The organism is Cohnella caldifontis (assembly GCF_029360585.1).
Taxonomy (GTDB): Bacteria; Bacillota; Bacilli; order Paenibacillales; family Paenibacillaceae; genus Cohnella; species Cohnella caldifontis.
Genome location: NZ_JAQZSJ010000007.1, coordinates 12057 through 32372, shown reverse-complemented (window position 1 = coordinate 32372; position 20316 = coordinate 12057). Strand labels below are relative to the sequence as shown.

Annotated in this window: 18 protein-coding genes and 1 riboswitch; of the genes, 11 read left to right on the top strand and 7 right to left on the bottom strand. The window is 57.8% G+C overall.

Going from position 1 to position 20316, the window contains the following annotated elements; translation table 11 throughout:
* Window positions 1-69: 69 nt before the first annotated feature.
* Complete coding sequence (locus tag PTZ19_RS11910; protein WP_276354688.1) at window positions 70-972, top strand: 5'-3' exonuclease; 903 nt, start codon at window positions 70-72, stop codon at window positions 970-972.
* Window positions 973-1069: 97 nt separating this feature from the next.
* Here PTZ19_RS11910 and PTZ19_RS11905 read toward each other — a convergent pair whose 3' ends face one another.
* On the bottom strand, window positions 1070-1597 hold the full coding sequence (locus tag PTZ19_RS11905) for a polysaccharide deacetylase family protein (RefSeq protein ID WP_276354687.1): 528 nt from the start codon (window positions 1595-1597) through the stop codon (window positions 1070-1072).
* Between the two features lie 324 nt (window positions 1598-1921).
* Between PTZ19_RS11905 and PTZ19_RS11900 the strand changes: the two genes are divergently transcribed.
* Window positions 1922-2779, top strand: a complete 858-nt coding sequence (locus PTZ19_RS11900; protein WP_276354686.1) for a nucleotidyltransferase domain-containing protein — start codon at window positions 1922-1924, stop codon at window positions 2777-2779.
* 53 nt (window positions 2780-2832) lie between these two features.
* Here PTZ19_RS11900 and PTZ19_RS11895 read toward each other — a convergent pair whose 3' ends face one another.
* From PTZ19_RS11895 to PTZ19_RS11885, 3 genes are all read right to left on the bottom strand, one after another.
* Entirely contained in the window at window positions 2833-3969 is a 1137-nt protein-coding gene (locus PTZ19_RS11895) for a serine hydrolase domain-containing protein (protein WP_276354684.1), read from the bottom strand.
* Window positions 3970-4135: 166 nt separating this feature from the next.
* Window positions 4136-4408: a hypothetical protein gene (locus PTZ19_RS11890; protein ID WP_276354683.1), complete on the bottom strand. Its 273-nt coding sequence runs from the start codon at window positions 4406-4408 to the stop codon at window positions 4136-4138.
* Window positions 4409-4502: 94 nt separating this feature from the next.
* Window positions 4503-4799, bottom strand: a complete 297-nt coding sequence (locus PTZ19_RS11885; protein WP_276354682.1) for a DUF3055 domain-containing protein — start codon at window positions 4797-4799, stop codon at window positions 4503-4505.
* A gap of 262 nt (window positions 4800-5061) precedes the next feature.
* Here PTZ19_RS11885 and PTZ19_RS11880 point away from each other — a divergent pair, with 262 nt between their 5' ends.
* Complete coding sequence (locus tag PTZ19_RS11880) at window positions 5062-6066, top strand: HRDC domain-containing protein (protein ID WP_276354680.1); 1005 nt, start codon at window positions 5062-5064, stop codon at window positions 6064-6066.
* An 84-nt stretch (window positions 6067-6150) separates the two neighbouring features.
* Here PTZ19_RS11880 and corA read toward each other — a convergent pair whose 3' ends face one another.
* A complete protein-coding gene (corA, locus tag PTZ19_RS11875) occupies window positions 6151-7086 on the bottom strand; it encodes a magnesium/cobalt transporter CorA (protein WP_276354678.1) in 936 nt (311 codons plus the stop codon).
* A 461-nt stretch (window positions 7087-7547) separates the two neighbouring features.
* Window positions 7548-7665: riboswitch (SAM riboswitch) on the top strand.
* 83 nt (window positions 7666-7748) lie between these two features.
* On the opposite strand from corA, the gene metA reads away from it, so the two are divergent.
* The 4 genes from metA (at window position 7749) to mqnC (ending at window position 12330) form a co-directional block, all read left to right on the top strand.
* Complete coding sequence (gene metA, locus PTZ19_RS11870; protein WP_276354676.1) at window positions 7749-8684, top strand: homoserine O-acetyltransferase MetA; 936 nt, start codon at window positions 7749-7751, stop codon at window positions 8682-8684.
* A gap of 16 nt (window positions 8685-8700) precedes the next feature.
* Window positions 8701-9867, top strand: a complete 1167-nt coding sequence (locus PTZ19_RS11865) for a PLP-dependent transferase (protein ID WP_276354675.1) — start codon at window positions 8701-8703, stop codon at window positions 9865-9867.
* Window positions 9864-11042, top strand: a complete 1179-nt coding sequence (locus tag PTZ19_RS11860) for a MalY/PatB family protein (RefSeq protein WP_276354674.1) — start codon at window positions 9864-9866, stop codon at window positions 11040-11042. Before PTZ19_RS11865 ends, PTZ19_RS11860 begins: the two co-directional genes overlap by 4 nt.
* A gap of 151 nt (window positions 11043-11193) precedes the next feature.
* A complete protein-coding gene (gene mqnC / locus PTZ19_RS11855) occupies window positions 11194-12330 on the top strand; it encodes a cyclic dehypoxanthinyl futalosine synthase (RefSeq protein ID WP_276354672.1) in 1137 nt (378 codons plus the stop codon).
* A 367-nt stretch (window positions 12331-12697) separates the two neighbouring features.
* Here the strand turns inward: mqnC and PTZ19_RS11850 are convergent, their stop codons facing one another.
* Window positions 12698-13375 (bottom strand): hypothetical protein, encoded by a 678-nt coding sequence (locus PTZ19_RS11850; RefSeq protein WP_276354671.1) that lies wholly within the window; start codon window positions 13373-13375, stop codon window positions 12698-12700.
* A gap of 172 nt (window positions 13376-13547) precedes the next feature.
* Window positions 13548-14681 carry a GGDEF domain-containing protein gene (locus tag PTZ19_RS11845; protein ID WP_276354670.1) on the bottom strand — a complete coding sequence of 378 codons (1134 nt, stop codon included), beginning with the start codon at window positions 14679-14681 and terminating at the stop codon, window positions 13548-13550.
* Window positions 14682-14806: 125 nt separating this feature from the next.
* Between PTZ19_RS11845 and PTZ19_RS11840 the strand changes: the two genes are divergently transcribed.
* From PTZ19_RS11840 to PTZ19_RS11825, 4 genes are all read left to right on the top strand, one after another.
* Entirely contained in the window at window positions 14807-15664 is an 858-nt protein-coding gene (locus tag PTZ19_RS11840) for a putative sporulation protein YtxC (RefSeq protein WP_276354669.1), read from the top strand.
* Between the two features lie 433 nt (window positions 15665-16097).
* Window positions 16098-18035 (top strand): threonine--tRNA ligase, encoded by a 1938-nt coding sequence (thrS, locus tag PTZ19_RS11835; protein ID WP_276354667.1) that lies wholly within the window; start codon window positions 16098-16100, stop codon window positions 18033-18035.
* A gap of 121 nt (window positions 18036-18156) precedes the next feature.
* Entirely contained in the window at window positions 18157-18723 is a 567-nt protein-coding gene (locus tag PTZ19_RS11830) for an RNA polymerase sigma factor (protein ID WP_276354665.1), read from the top strand.
* 153 nt (window positions 18724-18876) lie between these two features.
* Entirely contained in the window at window positions 18877-20307 is a 1431-nt protein-coding gene (locus PTZ19_RS11825) for a methyl-accepting chemotaxis protein (protein WP_276354663.1), read from the top strand.
* Window positions 20308-20316 lie beyond the last annotated feature (9 nt).

Sequence of the window (20316 nt, the reverse complement as noted above, 5' to 3'; positions counted from 1 at the left end):
TACGAACCTTATGATATAATGGACGATAGTCTGAAAGATTCGCCGATTGGATCAGAAAGGTCGGGTGGCATGGACCGCAGCAAAGTGATGCTTGTCGACGGCATGGCCCTGTTGTTCCGGGCGTTTTACGCGACGTCGTATTCGGGCTTTATCCGCAAAACCCGCGCGGGTCTTCCGACCAACGCGGTGTACGGCTTCATTCAATATTTATTCGATGCGGTCAAAACGTTCCGCCCCACGCACGTCGTGTGCTGCTGGGACATGGGCAGCAAGACGTTCCGCACGGAACAGTTCGCGGATTACAAGGGCAACCGCGGCGACCCGCCGGATGAGCTGATCCCCCAATTCGACCTCGTGAAGGAAGTGGTCGAAGACATGGGCATCCGGAACGTCGGCGTGGTCGGATACGAGGCGGACGACTGCATCGGCACGCTGGCCGGAAGGCTGAGTTCGGAAGCCGACGTCTATATTTTGACCGGCGATCACGACATGCTGCAGCTGGTGAGCGAGAACGTCAAGGTCGTGATCATGAAGAAAGGCAAGTTGAATTACGCGGTATACGACCCTGACTTCCTCATGGAGGAACGGCAGCTGACGCCCGCGCAGATCATCGATTTGAAAGGCTTCATGGGAGATACGAGCGACAATTACCCCGGCGTCAAAGGGATCGGCGAGAAAACGGCGGTCAAGCTGCTCGTCGATTACCGGTCCATCGAAGGCGTGCTGGAAAACCTGGAGCAGCTTCCGAAAGGCGTCCGTTCGAAAATCGAAGCGAATCTCGACATGCTGCATTTGTCCCGGGATTTGGCGCGGATCCGGTTGGACGCCCCGGTGTCGTGCGAGCTGTCGGAGTGCCGCCTGCGCCTCCGCATGGATTCGGCCGCCCGCAAATTCGAGGAACTGGAGTTCGGCGGGCTGCTCAAGCTGCTGGAAAGCCACGCCGAGGCGGACGCGGATCCTTTCGCGGTGTAAGCTTGACGTAAAAAGCTGCGCTGAAAGAAGATGACTCCTATCGGGTCATCTTCTTTCATGTCCATTGATACCGTCGGTATTTTAAAAAATGCCGCCTTTACGGAAATAAAGAACGAAATTCCTCCATTTCCGTTTTGTTCATGATCAGAATCCGGTGAAGCGCCAGAAGGCCCTGACTCCGTTCGGCATACCCCGGCTCGCCCGTAACCGCATACCGGTAACCTGCCAGTCTCACCGCCTCGATGGATGCTTGATCGTATTGGCCATAGGGATACGCGAAAGCAATCGGCCGATGGCCGAGATGCCGGTAGATGGCGTTGCGGGACTCCTTCAGCTCTTGTGCTTTTTCCGACGGGTTAAGTTTGGTCAGGTCCGGATGGGTGACCGTGTGGGACTGCGCATCCACGAGTCCGGACGCTTCCATCTCCTGCAGCTGCCCCCAAGCGAGACGATCCGTCTTGCCGATGTTTCCCGTAACGGCAAAGATCGTCGCTTTCATCCCCGTCCGCCGCAGAATGGGGAAGGCTGCCGTATACTGGTTTTCGTATCCGTCATCCATCGTAACGACAACCGGTTTCGGCGGAAGACGGCCTTCCTCCCAACCTTCAAGATCGGCGAATTTCAACGGATGATATCCCCTGTCCCGAAGATACCGCATTTGCTCCTCGAAACGGGAAGGAGACACCGCCAATTCATCCGAGTCTTCCGCAATCGAATGATAAAGAAGGATCGGAAGGGCCGGCGCCTCCGGGCGTTGGGCTTGGCTTGCCCCGGCATGCCAACCGGAAATGCAACACAGACACCCCAATAGCATGATCATCGCTTTTTTCATAGCTGCAGTTTTCCCAGAACGTTTGTTTTTGATGAAAAACGCGGGAAGCCTTGACCTGAGAGTATGGAAAACGATATTCATTAAAAAAGAGGTCGTATTCGGAACGGAGTGAGAAGTATGGATGTGCAAACGATGATCTCAAAAATGATGAATCGACTTAAGCAAGTCGATGGTGTGCATGCTTTGGTTCTAGGCGGTTCAAGAGCCAGGGGGACTCACAATCCCAACTCCGATATTGACATCGGAATTTATTATAACGCCAACAGCGGTTTAGACATTGCCCAGCTTCGTCGGGAAGCCTCCATGTTGGATGACGATAATAGAGACAACTTAATCACAGAAATAGGCGGCTGGGGACCATGGATAAATGGCGGTGGTTGGCTTAAAGTGAATCAAATACCGGTCGATTTTTTGTACCGCGATCTTGATAAAGTGTCAAAAGTAATGGATCAATGCATGAGGGGGGACATCACGATCGACTATCAGCCGGGGCATCCTCACGGATTTATCAATGCCGTGTATTTAGCTGAAATAGCGTTGTGCAAGGTGCTTTGGGATCCGTCAGGTTTCGTTGGAGAATTGAAGTCCAGAACGAATCCGTACCCGCACGTCATGCAAAGAGCAATCATCTCAAAATTTTTATGGGAAGCCAATTTCTCTCTTGAGATTGGAAAAAAAGGGATCTATAAAAAAGATTTGTCTTACATTGCCGGATGCTGGTTTAGATCCGTTTCTTGTTTGAACCAGGTTTTGTTTGCGCTTAACGAAACCTTCTGGATGAACGAAAAAGGAGCTTCCGCCATCGCCGATTCATTTCACATGGTCCCAAGCAAATACTCCGATAGAATAAACGACATATTGACCTTGGTCACAGAAGATCCAACCGGTCTGGAGAAGGCTTTCAACATGTTGCGCGATCTGATTCGTGAGATAGAAGATCTGGTGAAAAATAAAGATCTGTTAAACGAAGGATAAATAGCGACCCTCCTGTTATAAGTGAAACGAGGAGGGTCGCCGTTTTTTTACTGCTACGACAAACAAGCGTATACGAGATTCCGCAGCCGCGGATGGACGTAGGGCTCCTGGCTGTTCAGCATATGCTGCGCATACATGACGGTGAGCTGCGATTCCGGATCGATGATCGCCAGACATCCGGCCGCGCCGGCCCAGCCGAATTCGCCGATCGGACTGAGCGATCCGCTTCCCGCCTTGGAAATATGGGTTCTGACCCCCAACCCGTAGCCGTAACCGGCATGATGCTCCCAATTGTAATCGCCGCGCGTTCGGTCTGTCAGATGGTCCGTCCGCATCAAATCGACGGCTGCCCGAGATAGGATGCGCACGCCGTCCGGACTCGTTCCCCGATTCGACAGCGCGTTCAGGAACAAGGCGAAGTCGCTCACGGTGGACATCAGTCCCGCGCCGCCGCTCTCGAACTCCGTGCCGATCCGGAACCCGTTTCCGTCCTGACGTACGGGTTTGCCCATCGCGTCATGATATCCGTACTGCGGCACGAATCGGCCCTGCTGCTCCTCCGTGAGATCGAAGCCGGTGTCGCGCATCCCGAGCGGGCCGGTGATCTCCTCCCGAACGTAATCTCCGAATCGTCTCCCGTCCACGGCTTCGACCAGCGCGGCCAGCACGTCATGGCACAGGCTGTAATTCCACCGCGTTCCCGGCTCGAAAAGCAAAGGCTCTTTCGCGAGCGCGGCCGCGAACTCCCGCGTCGGCAATTTGCCGTTCGTGCGTTTCGCGGCTTCCCGGATGGATGGGGCTCCGAGATCGTAGGAGAAGCCGGCCGTCATCGTAAACAGGTTGCGCACCGCGATCGGCCGATCCGCTTTTTCCAACTCGACGCTGCCATCCGGAAGCGTCTTGCGGACCGTCATTTCGGCGTATTCGGGCAAATAGGCCGAAAGCGGGTCTCCAAGCAGCATCGCGCCTTTCTCCACCAGTTGCAGCGCCGCGGTGCACGTCAAGATTTTCGTCATCGAATAGAGGTGGAAAATCGCCCGGTCGTCGATCGGGATTCCGCGTTCCAGGTCTGCATAACCGCTGCGGTACCGGAACGCCGTTTCATTGCGGTGCATGACCAGCACCTCGGCCCAAGGGATGCGCCGGTCCGTGATTCGGTCAATGAAATCGGATAACGGTCTGAAGTCCATGAATCCACGTCCTTTAAATGGAGTCGCATTCCCATTATGGAACGAAGACGCTTTCATGGCAATAGGATCAAGAGGCTGTCGGAAGCGGTTAGCGCGTTTTCGCCAGGCGAAAAAGCCATCCGCGCGGCCGAAAACGCGGCACGGATGGCTTGATGGTTCGAACCTTTCAGGTGTTCTCGTCCGGCGCTTCGTCGTGGATGTCGTAATCGCCGGGGAACGCGCGGTCCAGACCGGCATGGAATTCCCGGTTCTCGTAACGGTACGCGTTCTGGGAACGCTGGTCGTCCCGCCACGGGGTGCTCTTTCCCAATGACTCCACCAGAGAAGGGGAGCCGTACGGCCCTTCCGGGAACTCTTCGGCGGTCAGGTCGTTGCGCTGGGACAATACGGTCGCCAGATCGTGGTCCGGCTGCTTTTTCTCGGGCAGGAAGCGGGGCATTCGGATAACCTCCCTCTGGCAGGTGGAATTTCCGAATAGCTTCGGCCGGCGGCTCCGATTTTATACGGCGCGAAGGATCGGGCGGACGTCCGGTTCAGTCCGTGAAGTGCACGGCCCCGAGTACGAGCACGAGGAATTGGGCCAGCTCTTGCGCCTGTTCCTCGCTGATCCGGAAGACATTTTCCAGTACGCCTTCTTCCTCCAGATCGTCGGGCCCCAAGACCCCGGAACGTCCGGATTGCATGTCGATCACGATCTTTTTGCCGTAGAAACGGTTGGTGGTCAAAATCGCGAGGTCGAAGCGGTGCATCTTCGGACTGATGAACGTGACGAAGCGCGTGGATGTTTGCTCGGTGCTGTCGGACAGGAAATCGAAATCTTTCAGCTGCATGGGATGAGTCCTCCGTCGTGGATCGTTTGCTAAGTTTTCATTATACGCCATTCGCGGCGGCAATCCCAATCGGAAAAAGAGGAGGTATCCAATACTTGTCAAACTCCCGTTTCTTTGCTATTCTGGAATCGTTCCAGACTGTTGGGAAGAGGAAGCACCTCATCCGCCGTGCGCGCGGGAGGTGCTTTTTTGCGCTTTGCGGGGCGGCGGGGACGGCGGAACGCCATTATCGGCCCGCCCCGCGGGCGAAGGAGGAAGCGTCGTGCAAATCGTGTTTTTGAATCGGCTGGATCGGGTGGAAGGAAGCGCGGAAAGCCGGGGACAAGTGTTCATCGGGGAATATCAGGGAACATGGACGGCTGGCTGGCGGGCTGCCGGCGGCGAGGCGGATGCCGGGGAAGAAATCTGGTACGAAGGCGTCAGCTGGGAGGAGCTGCTGGCCGCGTTCCGCCATGGCGCCGCCGGTAAGATGAAGGAAGGCTACCGTCCGCTCATCGACGGCATGCTGGACACGCCGATTTGGGAGCGGGAGCCTTCGCTGCCGCTGCTCATTCAGTGCTACGCCGAGCTGCAGCCGGAGAATCCGGAGCTGATGGCCGCTTTGAAGCAATGGAGAAGGGCCAAGGCTTCGGAGGAGAAACGGTCGGCCTATCTGGTGGCGACGAACCGGGAGCTGCATATGCTGGCCGTGTACGTGCCGCAATCCGTGTCGGAGATCGCCCAGATTCCCGGCTTCGGAAAGCTGAAGACGGAGCGGTACGGGGCGGAAATTTTCGCATTGCTCCGCAACGTCCCCCGCACCCATGCGTTCCCGCTCGATTGGGTAGCCCAAGCGGTCAATCCCGACCGGTTCTCCGAGTGGATGTTCCGCCTGAAAGAGGAGAAATACGGCCGGGCGTTGTCTTCCGTGCGGGATAAACGCGCGCTGCTGTCTGCCATCCGGGAAGGCAAAACCCTCGCGGACCTGGAGCAGCAGCTGCAGATCGAACGGAGAAAACTCGTGGAGCGGATCGAACGCCTGGACGAGGAAGGTTACGACGTGTGGCCGATCATCGAGCAGGAGCTCGCGGAAGTTCCGCCGGAGGAATGGACGCTGGCTTCGGAAGCCATGGTGCAGCTGGGCGATCGGTACTTGAAGCCGCTGCTTCGCAAAATATACGGGGAGACGGTGTCCGACCCGTCGGATCTGGAGCGGCACTACGAGAAGCTGCGGATGATGCGGATCCGCTTCCGCCGCGAGCGGGAGGCGGAGTCGCAGGCCGGTTGACGTCCCGGCGCGGAAACATAGCAAAGCGGCCCCCGAAGGTCCGGACGACCTTCGGGGACCGCCTTTTCCGAACAACGGGAAGAATCAGAGCCAATCCTTCTTCCGGAAGTAATAAAACATGCCGAAGCCAAGCACGACCATAAGCGCCAGCAGCACGATGGAGCCGTTTTTGTCGTGCATGCCCGGAATATAGTCGAAATTCATCCCATATACTCCGGTAATGAAAGTAAGGGGCATGAATATCGTCGTCAGCGCCGTGAACACGCGCATGATTTCGTTCGCCCGGTTGGCCACGCTGGACTGGTAGGCTTCGCGCAAGTTGCCCATCAGGTCGCGGTAAGTCTCGAACGTCTCGGATATTTTGACGGCGTTCTCGTGGATGTCGCCGAAATATTTTTGCAGTTGGTCGTCGATCAGCCGCAGATCTTTCTTGTTCAGGGTCGCGATCACGTCGCGCTGCGGGCCCAGCACTTTCTTCAGCCACAGGATTTCGCTTCGGAGGCCGATGATTTCGTTCAGGTGGGCTTTCTTCGTATGCATGAGGATGTCTTCCTCGAGCGTTTCGATCCGGTTCTCGATCCGGTCCGCGACGACGAAGTAATTGTCGACGACGAGGTCGACCAGATGGTACAGGAAACGGTCCGCCCGATCGACTTCCTGCTCCAGCAGGACGGGCTTGATATTGCGGAGCTCATGGATCTTCGTGCGCGTCACGGTGATGAGATAATGGCGGCCGAGGAAAATGTTCAGTGCCCGAAGATAAATCTCCTCGTCGTCGAAGCGGATGCTGTTGATCACGAGGAAATAGTGGCCCTCGTAGATTTCCAGCTTAGGACGCTGTTCTTCTTCCGTCAGGCAGTCTTCGACCGCCAGATCGTGCAAGCCGAACAGCGGCTGCAGGACCTCCAGATCGTCGACGTCGGCGTCGATCCAATAAAAGCCTTCTTTGGGAGGCGTCAGCGCTTCTTGCACGTCATCGATTAAAGTAAAAACGCCGTTATGCACCAGCCGGATTTTCATGGAACCCTCTCCTTTACGCAGACCCCGGCCGTTTCGGCCGCGGGGGCGCTTTCGCGTCTTGATGCAGGACGGTTTCCATCGGCGGCGCAAGACAACGGCTTATCCGGCGATGGGCAAGCCGGAACGAAGCGATATCCCGCCACGGGAACACCATCCCGCGAATACGATCTTCTGACGGCGCGTCGGCCTCGGATGATCTCCTTCCATGTCCGGCTCCCCCCTTCGCAATTCCCGTTTTTCCGGCGCATCGGCGCTCGGCGACGTGATAAGTATAAGCCCGGAAGCGCCGGCGATCAAGGATAAAATCCGACATCTTCCGATTGTATTATCATATAGCGGGAACAGGCGGAAGGTTCCCCGATTTGGGGGCCGGATTGGCGTTCCGTTTTCCGGTCCGACCGCTTGACGGGGTTGCGGTTTTCGGGTACATTTAGGTCTAACGACAACTGAATGAGTTAGCCATCTTATCAAGAGCAGGCGGAGGGACTAGCCCGATGAAGCCCGGCAACCAGCGTCGCTTAGGCGGCGCACGGTGCTAATTCTTGCAGGCGCGCGATCAGCGCGACTGGCAGATGAGAGGGGCTCGCTGAAGGCATTTATTCAACGACCCTGAATCATCGGGGTCGTTTTTCGTTTTGACTTTACGTCAGGAGGGATCCGGGATGCCGATCAAAGTGCCCGACAACTTGCCCGCCAAGGAAGTGCTGGCCGGGGAAAATATTTTCGTGATGGACGAAAGCGTGGCCTACCATCAGGATATCCGGCCGCTGCGCATCGTCATACTGAACTTGATGCCGACCAAGGAAACGACGGAGACGCAGCTGCTGCGCCTGATCGGGAATACGCCGCTTCAGGTGGAAGCGGTGCTGATCCACCCCAAAACGCACACGTCCAAAAACACGTCCGCCGAACATTTGGAAACTTTCTACAAGACGTTCGACGATATTTCGGGCGATCAGTTCGACGGAATGATCATCACCGGAGCGCCCGTGGAACAGATGGAGTTCGAGGAAGTGAACTACTGGGAAGAGCTGAAATCCATCATGGACTGGACCGTGGACAACGTAACGTCCACCCTGCATATTTGTTGGGGCGCCCAGGCCGGACTGTTCCACCATTACGGGATTCCCAAATATCCGCTCGCGGAGAAGCTGTTCGGCGTGTTCCCCCACACGGTCACCAAGCCGAATACGAAGCTGCTGAGGGGCTTCGACGAAATGTTCTACGTGCCCCAATCGCGGCATACGGAGGTTCGCCGGGAGGACATCGCGAAGGTGCCGGCGCTCGAGATCCTGTCGGAGTCGGAAGAGGCGGGGGTTTATATCGCCGCGGCCGGCGAAGGCAAGCAGATTTTCGTGACGGGCCATTCCGAGTACGATCCGCACACGCTCAAGTGGGAGTATGACCGCGATAAAGCCAAAGGACTGCGGATCGACGTTCCGAAAAACTATTATCCGAACAACGACCCTTCCCGCCTGCCCGTGTCCACTTGGCGGGCCCATGCCAACCTGCTGTTCTCCAACTGGCTCAACTACTACGTTTACCAGGCCACGCCGTACGAGCTCGGCAAAGCGCAGAAGCAAGCCGTGAAATTTTAGAGGAGGCATTACCCACATGAAAATGGAAAGTCGATTGGCGCAGATCGGATCGCTGGAAGACCCGGCAACGGGAGGCGTCAGCTTCCCCGTCTACCACGCGACGGCCTTCCGGCACCCCCGGCTGGGCCAAAGCACGGGATTCGATTATGCCCGTACGAAAAGCCCCACGAGATCCGTTCTCGAATCGGCGGCTGCCGAACTCGAAAGCGGGGATGCCGGATTTGCCTGCAGCACGGGCATGGCGGCGCTTCAGACGATCTTCGCCCTGTTCGCGCAAGGCGACCATCTGCTCGTCTCTCTGGATCTGTACGGCGGAACGTTCCGCTTGCTGGAGAAGATCATGAGCCGGTTCGGCGTGACGGCTTCATACGTCGATACGAACGACCTCGACGCGTTGGAATCGAGCAGCCGGCCGAACACGAAAGCGGTGCTGATCGAGACGCCGACCAACCCGCTCATGATGGTGACCGACGTGGAGAAAATTTCCGCTTGGGCCAAAGCCAAAGGATACCTGGTCATCGTCGACAATACGCTGATGACCCCGTACTTCCAACGCCCGCTCGAGCAAGGGGCCGACATCGTCATCCACAGCGCCACCAAATACTTGGGGGGCCATAACGACGTGCTGGCCGGACTCATCGTCACGAAAGGCGAGGAACTGTCCAAGGAAATCGCGTTCCTGCACAATTCGATCGGCGCGGTGCTCGGACCGCAGGACAGTTGGCTGCTGATGCGGGGAATGAAGACGCTGGCGCTGCGGATGGAGCGCCACCGCGACAACGCGCTGCGCATCGCGGCGTGGCTGAAAGAGCATCCGGCCGTCGCGGAAGTCTATCACCCGGGGCTGCCTCATCATCCCGGCCATGATGTCCAGAAGCGGCAATGCTCCGGAGACACCGGGATCTTCTCTTTTAAAATGAAGGATGCCCGCACGATCGAACCGATCCTGCGGCATATCCGGCTCATCGCGTTCGCCGAAAGCCTCGGCGGCGTGGAATCGCTCATGACGTATCCGGCCGTGCAGACGCACGCGGACATCCCGGAGGAAATCCGCCGCGCGGTCGGCGTCGACGACCGGCTGTTGCGTTTCTCGGTCGGGATCGAGCACGTCGACGATCTGATCGCCGACTTGGATCAGGCGATTCAAGCGGCCGAACGGGAGATCGGAGGCGGTTCGCGATGAAATACGATTTCGATCATGCCGCGCCCCGGACCGGTACGTATTCCTATAAATGGGACCAGTCGGAGAAGCTGTTCGGCCGGGCGGACGTGCTGCCGCTATGGGTCGCAGACATGGATTTCCATCCGCCGAAGGAAGTCGTGGACGCCATTGTCCAGCGGGCGGAGCTTGGCGTATACGGCTACACCATTCGGCCGCAGGAATATTACGACGCGGTAAGCGGCTGGCTGATGCGCCGTCACGGCTGGGACATCCGGCACGAATGGATCACGTCCAGCCCGGGCGTCGTCGCGGCGCTAAGCTTGGTCGTGCATGCTTTCACGAAGCCGGGAGACAAAGTGATCCTGCAATCCCCCGTTTACTATCCGTTCTACGACGTCATTCGGATGAACGATTGCACGCTCGTGGAAAATCCGCTGATCCTGAACAACAACCGGTACGAGATCGATTTCGACCTGCTGGAGCGGCAAGCGGCGGACGGCGCCAAGCTGATGCTGCTCTGCTCCCCGCATAACCCGGGAGGCCGCGTCTGGACGCGGGACGAGCTGGCGAGGATCGGGGAGATTTGCCTTCGCCACGGCGTGCTGGTGGTGGCCGACGAAATCCATCACGATCTCGTGTTCCGGGGAAGCCGGCATACTCCGTTCGCTTCGATCAGCGAATCGTTCGCCCAAAACTCGTTCACTTGCATCGCCGCCAGCAAAACGTTCAATTTGGCCGGCTTGCAGGCTTCGTCCGTCATCGTCCCGAACGATGACCTGCGCCGCCGCTACAATTACGCGCTCAAGAAGTTTTCCTTGCACATGGAATCGTATTTCGGCGTATCGTCCGTCATCAGCAGCTATACTTACGGAGATGAATGGCTGGATCAGCTGCTAAACTACTTGCAGGGGAATCTGGACTACCTGACCGGCTTTATGGCCGAGCGCCTTCCGGAAGTCCGGGTAATGAAGCCGGATGCGACTTACTTGGTCTGGATGGATTGCCGGGACATCTCCGCTGATCCCGCCGAACTGAAAAAGCTGATGTACGAAGAGGCCGGCGTCGCCTTCAACGAAGGCTCCACGTATGGCGAACCGGGCAAAGGGTGGCTGCGGGTCAATATCGCTTGCCCAAGAGTGCTGCTTGCCGAAGCGCTGGAACGGTTCGCGTCCGCGGTCAGAGCCCGCAAGCCTTAACGAGCGGGTTTGGCCTCCTCGGTCGAACAAGCGGGGGGAAAGCGCACCGAGCGTGCGCTTTTTTTCACATTTTCATTCCGATTTATGTTACGATGGGAAAACAGATGTTGTTGCTGTTCATTTGGTTGGACCGGAGAGGAGAGTACACAAGATGAGCCATATCGACCGGATACTGGAGGGCGCGCTTCAAGGCAAACGGCTAGGCGTCGAAGATATCGTGGCCTTGTACGAGTCGGACGAGATCGAGAAAATGGGCGACGCCGCCAACCGCATCATGATGCGGAAGCACCCCGAGCCGATCACCACGTTCGTGGTGGGACGCAATATCAACTATACGAACGTTTGCGACGTTTACTGCCGGTTCTGCGCGTTTTACCGACCGCCGGGATCCAAGGAAGGATACGTGCTTCCGGACGAAACGATATTCCGCAAAATCCAGGAGACGATCGACGTCGGGGGAACGGAAATCCTGATGCAAGGCGGCACGAACCCGAACCTGCCGTTCGATTATTACTTGAACCTGCTGCGGGAAATCAAGAAGCGGTTTCCCGACATCACGATGCACTCCTTCTCGCCCGCGGAAATCCGCAAAATGCAGGTCGTGGCCGGCAATATCCCGCTCGAAGACGTGGTTCGGCAGCTGCACGAAGCCGGGCTCGATTCGCTGCCGGGCGGCGGCGCGGAAATCCTGGACGACCGGACGCGGTCTAAAATCAGCAAGCTGAAAGGCTCGTGGCGGGATTGGATGGACGTCATGACGACGGCCCATAAGATCGGCATGAACACGACCGCCACGATGGTCATCGGCTTCGGCGAATCGTACGAGGAGCGCGCGCTGCACCTGATTCGGGTGCGGGACGCGCAAGACGAATGCCTGAGCAACGGTTATCCTTCCCCGGGTTTCTTGGCGTTCATTCCGTGGACGTTCCAGCCGGACAACACGAACCTGAAACGGGAGAAGTCCACGCCCGAAGAGTACTTGAAGACGCTGGCGATCAGCCGGATCGCCATCGACAACGTCGACAACTTCCAATCGTCGTGGGTAACGATGGGGCCGGAAGTCGGCAAGCTGTCGCTCTCGTACGGCTGCAACGACTTCGGAAGCACGATGATCGAGGAGAACGTGGTGTCCGCCGCCGGCACGACGCACAAAGTGAACATCGGCGTGACGCTCGACATCATCCGGCAGGCCGGGAAAACGCCCGCGCAGCGCGACACCAAGTACAACATTCTGAAGGTGTACCACGAGAACGAGACCGCCGAGCGCGATTTCGTCATGCAGAATTAACAGCGTCATGGGGCAGCTCCGATTGCGGGGCTGCCCTTTCATTGTTTATGAGATGTTATAGGATTCCGTGCGACGGTCACGATACAGCGCGGTCGCTCTGTAACCGGGTTTTGTCGGGTTACAGCGAGTGAACGGTGCGTCAACGTAGCCGGGTTTTGTCGGGTTACAGCGAGTGAGCGGTGTGCCAACTGAGCTGTAACCGGGTCTTGTCGGGTTACAGCGAGTAAACGGTGCGTCGGCGGCTCTGTAGCCGGGTTTTGTCGGGTTACAGCGAGTAAACGGTGCGTCGGCGGTTCTGTAACCGGGTCTTGTCGGGTTACAGCGAGTAAACGGTGCGCCAACTGAGCTGTAACCGGGTATTGTCGGGTTACAGCGAGCGAGCCGGCTGCCAAAACATAAATTCCTTCGCTTTCGGTTCAACTAAATATGAATGATGACGCAGCGTTCCTTTCCCCTTAGGTATTATCATTTTCTTTTCAAGCAGATTCCGAAGGATTTGCCTGCATTTATCCTCTTTTAAACCCGTGCATTCCTGCACCTCTCTGATTTTGAACGGTCGGCCAATGTATAGGCCATAACGAATGACTTCTCTTTCGTAAACGGTCAATGCTTCCCAGGAGGTACCCGGGATCGAGGCGCGTCTGCCCATCCATTCATAAAGAACGCGGCGGCATTTTTCCGGCTTTTTATCGAGTTGGTCCCAACTGAACGGAAGATATACGATTCCGTGGACAGCCATCGTTTGGATCCGCGTTTGTTCGAAATCAAATCGGTCTCGGGTAAGGTTTTGGGCGTGGGGAACAAAACCTACGCATTCCGGCGCCAACCGAAAGTCTGGACAATAAAAATCCAGGTAAATGCGGACACCGTTCAAACTCAACATTTCGTATTCCAAGATCCAATTCATGGAGGGGAGTACGTGCCTTAACACCTCGCAATACAGCAGCTTTTCACCCGTTTTGTCCCGGCGAAGCGCCTCCAGCCGCTGCCCTTTCGCCGTGCGGATTTGCCGTTCTAACATTCGATCGAAATCTTCTTCGTACATCAACGATTCTCCCTCCATTTTCGCGGGTAAAGCAATAACGCCGCCTGCCTAAGAAAGGCAAACGGCGTGTGCTTCACGCGCAATTAAGCGTTTCATTCAACGTTAGCAGATGCAGTGAAGGTTGTCTATCGGTTCGAGCGTGTCTGTTGGATGCACGAACGGCTGACCCGCCCTACGACATCGCGCTTGCGGTTTCCTGCCCGAATCCGGCGGGTACGCCTTCGGCGAGAACCGTACGGTTTTTGCCGGTCTTCTTCGCTTCGTACAAAGCGGCGTCGGCTCCTTGGAAAAGCCGCTCCTTGCCCATGCCGGGCCTATAACGGTTGATGCCGATGCTGACGGTAACCGCCATTCCGTTCAAAGCCTCGTGCGTCGTCTGCGACACCGTTTCGCGGATTTCCTCCGCGATTTGATAAGCATGGGACACGTCGATTTCCGTAAACAGAATCACGAACTCCTCGCCGCCGTACCGGGCTACGAAATCGTTCGGTCCGACTTGGGCTCGGGCGATCGCGGCCACCTCGCGCAGGACGGCATCCCCGGCCCGGTGTCCGTACGTATCGTTTACTTTTTTGAAATTGTCGATGTCGAGCACGGCGATCTGCAGCTTTAGCCGCCCGTTGTCCGCTTGTTCCACGAGCTTCTCTACGTACTCATGGTAGGCCATATGGTTGTACGTGTTCGTCAAGGCGTCGGTTTTGGCCAGCTTGTCCATCATGATCGTCCGCACCAGAAGCTCCTGGTTCGATTCGTAGGTGGAACGCAGGTGCTGAAGCGCCTCGCGGCCCCGGGTCAGCACGCCGAACGCGATCACGCTGTAAACCGCCAGCAGGACGGTCATCGTAATCAACCCGACAAAACTGATCCGGTCATGGATGGCCGGATTGAAAACGTAAAGCACGATCAGCGCGGCAAGCGTGTTGGCAATGGCGTAAGCCAGCTTCTTGTATTGGAAATAAAAGATACTGATCATGATGGGGAAAAACAGGAAGAACAACAAATAATTCAGTGAGGCGTGAACGGCCGACACGATGAAAGCGAGAAGCGCGGATGCCGTAATGAGTATGTAATCGTGGGATTTCGCATGCATTTTCCGGATGGCGAGCTCCGCCGATCCCACGACAGCCGTCGTCAGGAGGGTCGGAAGAAGAACGTAACGGGACAGGAATTCCGATTTCGTCTCGTTGGAGACGAAGTACATGTACAGGAGCTCCACTCCCACCGTCACGAGGGACAGCACCCAATAACCCTGGAGCAGCAAGCGGTTCCAGCGTTTTTGGTTGAATTCCATGGGTGGTAAGGACATACGACCTTCCCTTCGGCTGTGCTTGGCTATTCATAAAATATACCATAATCGCCCGCCCATCGTATATCCCCATTTGGGTCACCATATAGTTAGGTAACAAGCTCTTCAGAACGGGGGAGTGCGCGATGAAGCGGGTGGAATTTCGGATGGAACGCCGGCACGGGCCCGGGTCGCTCGAGCGTCTGGCCGCCATGCTGAATCGGGCGATGGAGGGGCCGGAAGCCGGAAACGAGGCGTTGGAATGGGAGCTGGCGGGGGAAGAAGGGTTTATCCGGTTTCAATTTCCGCTTGGGCCGGGTCCCGCGGCAAAGAAGAAGGCGTGCGAAAGGGTCGGACGAGTCCTGGCGGAGTTTACGCTGACCGAGCATGAGCCGCAAATGCTCAAACGTTATTTTAGCCGGAAATACGGGGTGGACGACCCCATCGAAGTCGATCTTCTGATCGCGGAGACGGTGTTGCTGCTGGACGGGGAGCCGGATGCGGATTCGTCCTGGTCCGGACGGGGCAGGGAACGCAGGCTTCGGAAGCTGACCGAACGTTTCGCGGCGTACTTGGCCGGGCATGATGCGCTTCACGTGGACGGTTTCGTCCGTTTCCGCCTTGGGGATTACGAGACCGAGGTGCTGGAAGCCGCCGAGACCGCGCTGGAAGAAAAACGGATGGAACAACAGTACGAAGAATTCATGTCCCTGCTGAAATCGTTGGTCGATTGGCAGCAAACCGGGATTCCCGCGGTGCACGTGCTTCATGCCGGAGGACACGCCTTCCGCCTGTTGGACGAAGACATGCGGCCGCTGGAGCGGGACGGGCTTTCCGCGGACGACGTCGAAACGGACGAGGAAGAAAGCATTCTGGTCAGCCGGCTGCTCGCGGTATCCCCGGGCCGGCTGCATATCCACACGCCGGAGCCCGATTCCCAGGTCATCCGTACGCTGATCGGCATTTTCGGGGACCGCGCCGCCTTGCATCCCCATCATCCGTAAGCGCGGCTCCGCCGCCCGGCAGCCCGCGGTTCTTGACGGGACCGGGCGGCGTTGCTATAATTCGAATATCTTTTACGCAGCCATCCGAAAATAAGCAACAGCGTCGAGAAAGACACGGTCCTTCGACCCGGACGTCCCAGAGAGAGGAATCCCCGGCTGAAAGTTCCTCACGCGCCGACGATCGGACTACCCCTTTGGAGCTGTGCGGCTGAGCCGGACGATTCACCGTCCGTCCGTAAGCCGCAACGGATCATTCCCGTTACCGAATGCGCCGAGGGCCTTCGCCCGGCCTTGTCCCGAACCTCGGGAGAAGCCGGCTAGGCTGAATCAGGGTGGAACCACGGAGCCAATACCAGGCATCGTCCCTCAGGAGACGGTGTCTTTTTTATTTTCGGAAAGCCGGCTGAACAATCGGAAAGGGAGTGCTTGGAAAATGGTGCAAGTCAAACTGCCGGACGGCGCGGTCCGGGAATACGAAGACGGCGTGACGGTAGAGGACGTGGCGGGTTCGATCAGTCCGGGCCTGCGCAAGAACGCCATCGCCGGGAAAGTCGACGGGATGACGGTGGATTTGGCGGCTCCGCTCAGCGGCAGCGTTTCGCTGGAAATCCTGACCTTGGATCAACCGGACGGCCTCGCGGTCATGCGGCACAGCACCGCCCACCTGATGGCCCAGGCACTGACCCGCCTGTACGGCCGGGACCGGGTCAAGCTCGGCATCGGGCCGGTAATCGAGGACGGATTTTATTACGACATCGATCTGGACGAGTCGATTACGCCGGAGGACCTGGGGCGGATCGAAGCCGAAATGGAGAAGATCGTGAAAGAGGATCTGCCGATCACGCGCCGGGTCGTCAGCCGGGAAGAAGCGCTGAAGATCTACGGGGAAATCGGCGATCCGCTCAAGCTGGAGCTCATCCGCGATTTGCCGGCCGACTCCGTGATCACGATTTACGATCAGGGCGAATTTTTCGACCTGTGCCGCGGTCCACACCTGCCGTCGACCGGCCGGATCAAGTCCTTCAAGCTGCTGAGCGTCGCCGGGGCTTATTGGCGCGGGGACAGCAAAAACAAAATGCTGCAGCGGATTTACGGAACGGCGTTCGCGAAAAAAGCGCAGCTCGACGAGCACCTTCACCTGCTGGAGGAAGCGAAGAAGCGCGACCACCGGAAGCTTGGCCGGGATTTGAAAATGTTCACGTTCTCCCGCGAAGTCGGCCAAGGGCTGCCGCTCTGGCTGCCGTACGGAGCCAAGCTTCGCCGGACGCTGGAACGCTATATCGTGGACCTGGAAGAACGTTTGGGTTACCAGCACGTATATACGCCGGTACTGGCGAACGTCGAGCTGTACAAAACCTCCGGGCACTGGGAGCACTATAAAGACGATATGTTCCCGCCGATGGAACTGGACAACGAAGAGCTTGTGCTCCGCCCGATGAACTGCCCGCACCATATGATGGTCTACAAGAGCGAGATGCGCAGCTACCGGGATTTGCCGCTTCGCGTCGCCGAGCTCGGCACGATGCACCGGTACGAAATGTCCGGCGCGTTGACCGGACTTCACCGCGTGCGCGCGATGACGCTGAACGATGCCCACATTTTCTGCCGGATGGATCAGATCAAGGAAGAGTTCACGCGCGTCGTGAACCTGATCCGCCAAGTGTACGAAGACTTCGGCATCCGGGAGTACCGCTTCCGCCTGTCCTACCGCGATCCGAAGGATACCGAGAAATACTGGCCGGACGACGCGATGTGGGAAAACACCCAGCGCATTCTTCGCGAGGTCGTGGAGGAGATGGGCCTTCCGTTTTTCGAAGCGGAAGGGGAGGCCGCATTCTACGGGCCGAAGCTCGACGTTCAGGTAAAGACCGCTTTGGGGAAAGAAGAAACGTTGTCGACCACCCAGATCGACGTCCTTCTCCCGGAACGCTTCGAGCTCGAATACGTCGGGGACGACGGCAAGAAACACCGCCCCGTCGTCATTCACCGGGGCATCATCAGCACGATGGAGCGCATGACCGCGTTCCTGCTGGAGAACTTCGCTGGGGCGCTTCCGCTCTGGCTGTCGCCGGTGCAGGCCAAGGTCATCCCGGTCAGCTCGGCGTATGACGACTATGCCCGTCAAGTGGCCGATCGGCTGCAGGCGTCCGGCATCCGGGTGGAATCGGATTTGCGCAACGAGAAGATGGGCTATAAAATCCGCGAAGCCCAGCTGGAGAAAATCCCGTACATGTTGATCGTGGGACAGCAGGAAGCCGAGAGCGGGTCGGTTTCCGTTCGCCGCCGGGGAGAAGGGGACTTGGGAGCCCAGCCGGTCGCGGACTTCATCGCCAGGGCCGCAGGGGAAATCGCATCCAAGCGCATCGACTAAGCGGATTTCGAGATGCCTGCCTGCCGGGTTTTCGGCAGGCAGGCGTCTTTGTTTCTTCGCGTCTTTTGTCGAATCGGGCGGTTCTAGGGAAATATTCTCTTTTTCCGGGGGGCGTGGTAAAATGGCCGTACGGAGCTTGGCTTCACCGGAGGTGATCCGAACGGAGAACCATGAGAAGGCCGAACGGGCATCCGTTCTTCCATCGGATGACGGAGTGCTGGCCGAATTGTACCGCCAAATGCTGAAAGTCGCCAAACACAAGCTGTACAACAAGAGCGACGCCGTCGACGTGGTGCAGGATGCCTGGGTCCGGATCCTGGAGCGCTGGGATTCGCTCCGCCAGACGGACAAGCTCATCCCTTGGGCCAAGACGATCGCCTCCCATTTGGCGTCCAACGCCAATCGGGCGAAACGGCGGATTTCGCCTTACGACGACGCAGGCGGCCTGCTGGCACGGGAATCCCAATCGGGGGTGCCGCAGCCCGAGCTCCTCGCGGAGCTGTCGGACGCGTTGGGACGGCTGGATCCGGCTTCCCGGACTTTGCTGCTCTACAAGTTCTATTACGGCTTCAAGGATGAAGAGATCGCGGAGGCGCTGCACGTGCCGGTCGGGACGGTCAAAGCCCGGATCCATCGGAGCAAAGCCCGGTTGAAAGGGGATTCCAATTCCCGATCGTCCGCCGAATGACGCTTCATGTTTGTTTTGTGTAAACTATATGTCATTTATTATATGAAAATCGAGAGAAATCCAATGGATTTCTCTTTCTTTTTGCATATATTCAGGATATAATGTTAAGAAATATAACATAAAGTCTAGAATTTCTTGTCGGAGGTTGACAATATGACATTGCCGTGGACACGCAGATTGCGCAGCGAAGGCCGGAATTCCAGCGTCCGGAAGCCGGAGGAGGGCGGCGGCCCCGAGAAGTCGGGGAATCCGGAGAAGCCGGAAGCGCTCATTCGAATGGCCGACGAAGCGCTGGTGATTGCCGACCGCCTGCAGGCGGCGGTAACGGAAGTGGATGAAAGCATGGAGCAGCTGGGCGTGATCGCCGACAAATCGGCGGAGATGGAGGAGAGCCTCCGCAGCCGGAGCCAGTCCGCGATGAAACGGTTGGAGGAGGCGTTCTCGGCCCTGCAGGAGGTGTCCGCGGCTTCCCAGGAAATCCGGGGCGTCTCCGAACAGATGAGCCGGCAAAGCGGCGAGACCCGGGAGGTCGTGATCGGGGTCTGCCGTTCCCTGCAGCAGACGGACGACGTGATGAAGGAGCTTTCCGTGAACCATAAAGCCATGGAAGAGCGGATCAACGGCCTGATCGCCCAAGCGTCCAAAATCGAGGAGATCAACGCGTTCATCCAGGAAATCGTGACCCAGACTTCGCTCCTTGCCTTGAACGCGGCCATCGAAGCCGCCCATGCCGGCGAACACGGGAGGGGGTTCTCCATCGTCGCTTCGGAAATCCGCAAGCTGGCCGAACAGAGCGGGGAAGCCGTCAAACGCTCCACGTCGATCGTCCGGGAGATCGAGGCGGAAATCCGGGGCGTCGTCGGTTCGGTGGATCAGGAAAAGCGGTCGGTCGAAAAAGGGCTTTCGGAAATGGGCAGCATGCGGGACAGCATGGACGTGATATTCGGTTCGATCCTCAAAGTGGACAAGCATGCCGAGAGTACCCTCGCGTACGCGGTGGAGCAGGCGGAGAGAACGACCGCCGCCGGCAGCGTGCTGGAGGACGTGGTGAATGCGGTCGGGCTCGCCGTCAACAGCGTGGAGGACACGCTGGCGCATAATCGGAGGCAGCGTGCGGAGATCCAGAACTTGGGGCGCGTATCCGCCGCGCTGAAGGAAGCTTCGAACGAATTGGCGTTTGCCGTTCAGTATGCTGGCGCTAAGACGGGGGGGAAGCGCGTGGAGCTGGATCTTTCCGGCTGGGTCTCGATCCTGCGCACGATCGCCTTGGACCCGGATCTGGCCGGCTTGGACGAGACCCGGCATTCCGAGCTGCTGTATTCCTGGCTGAGCCGCACGCCGGGGATGGAAGCGATCTGGTCGAACCGGAGCGACGGCTCTTTCATTTACTCCGAGCCCAAAGCCGGGCTCCTGAACGCCCGGGGGCGGGAGTGGTGGAAGCGGGCCATGAGCGGGGAAACCTACGTCTCGGAGGTTTACGTCTCGGCCATTACGAAGCGCCCTTGCGTCACCGTATCGATCCCGATTCAACGCCCGGACGGAACGGTGATCGGCGTACTCGGCATCGATATTGTGGAAAGTTGATAAAAAACC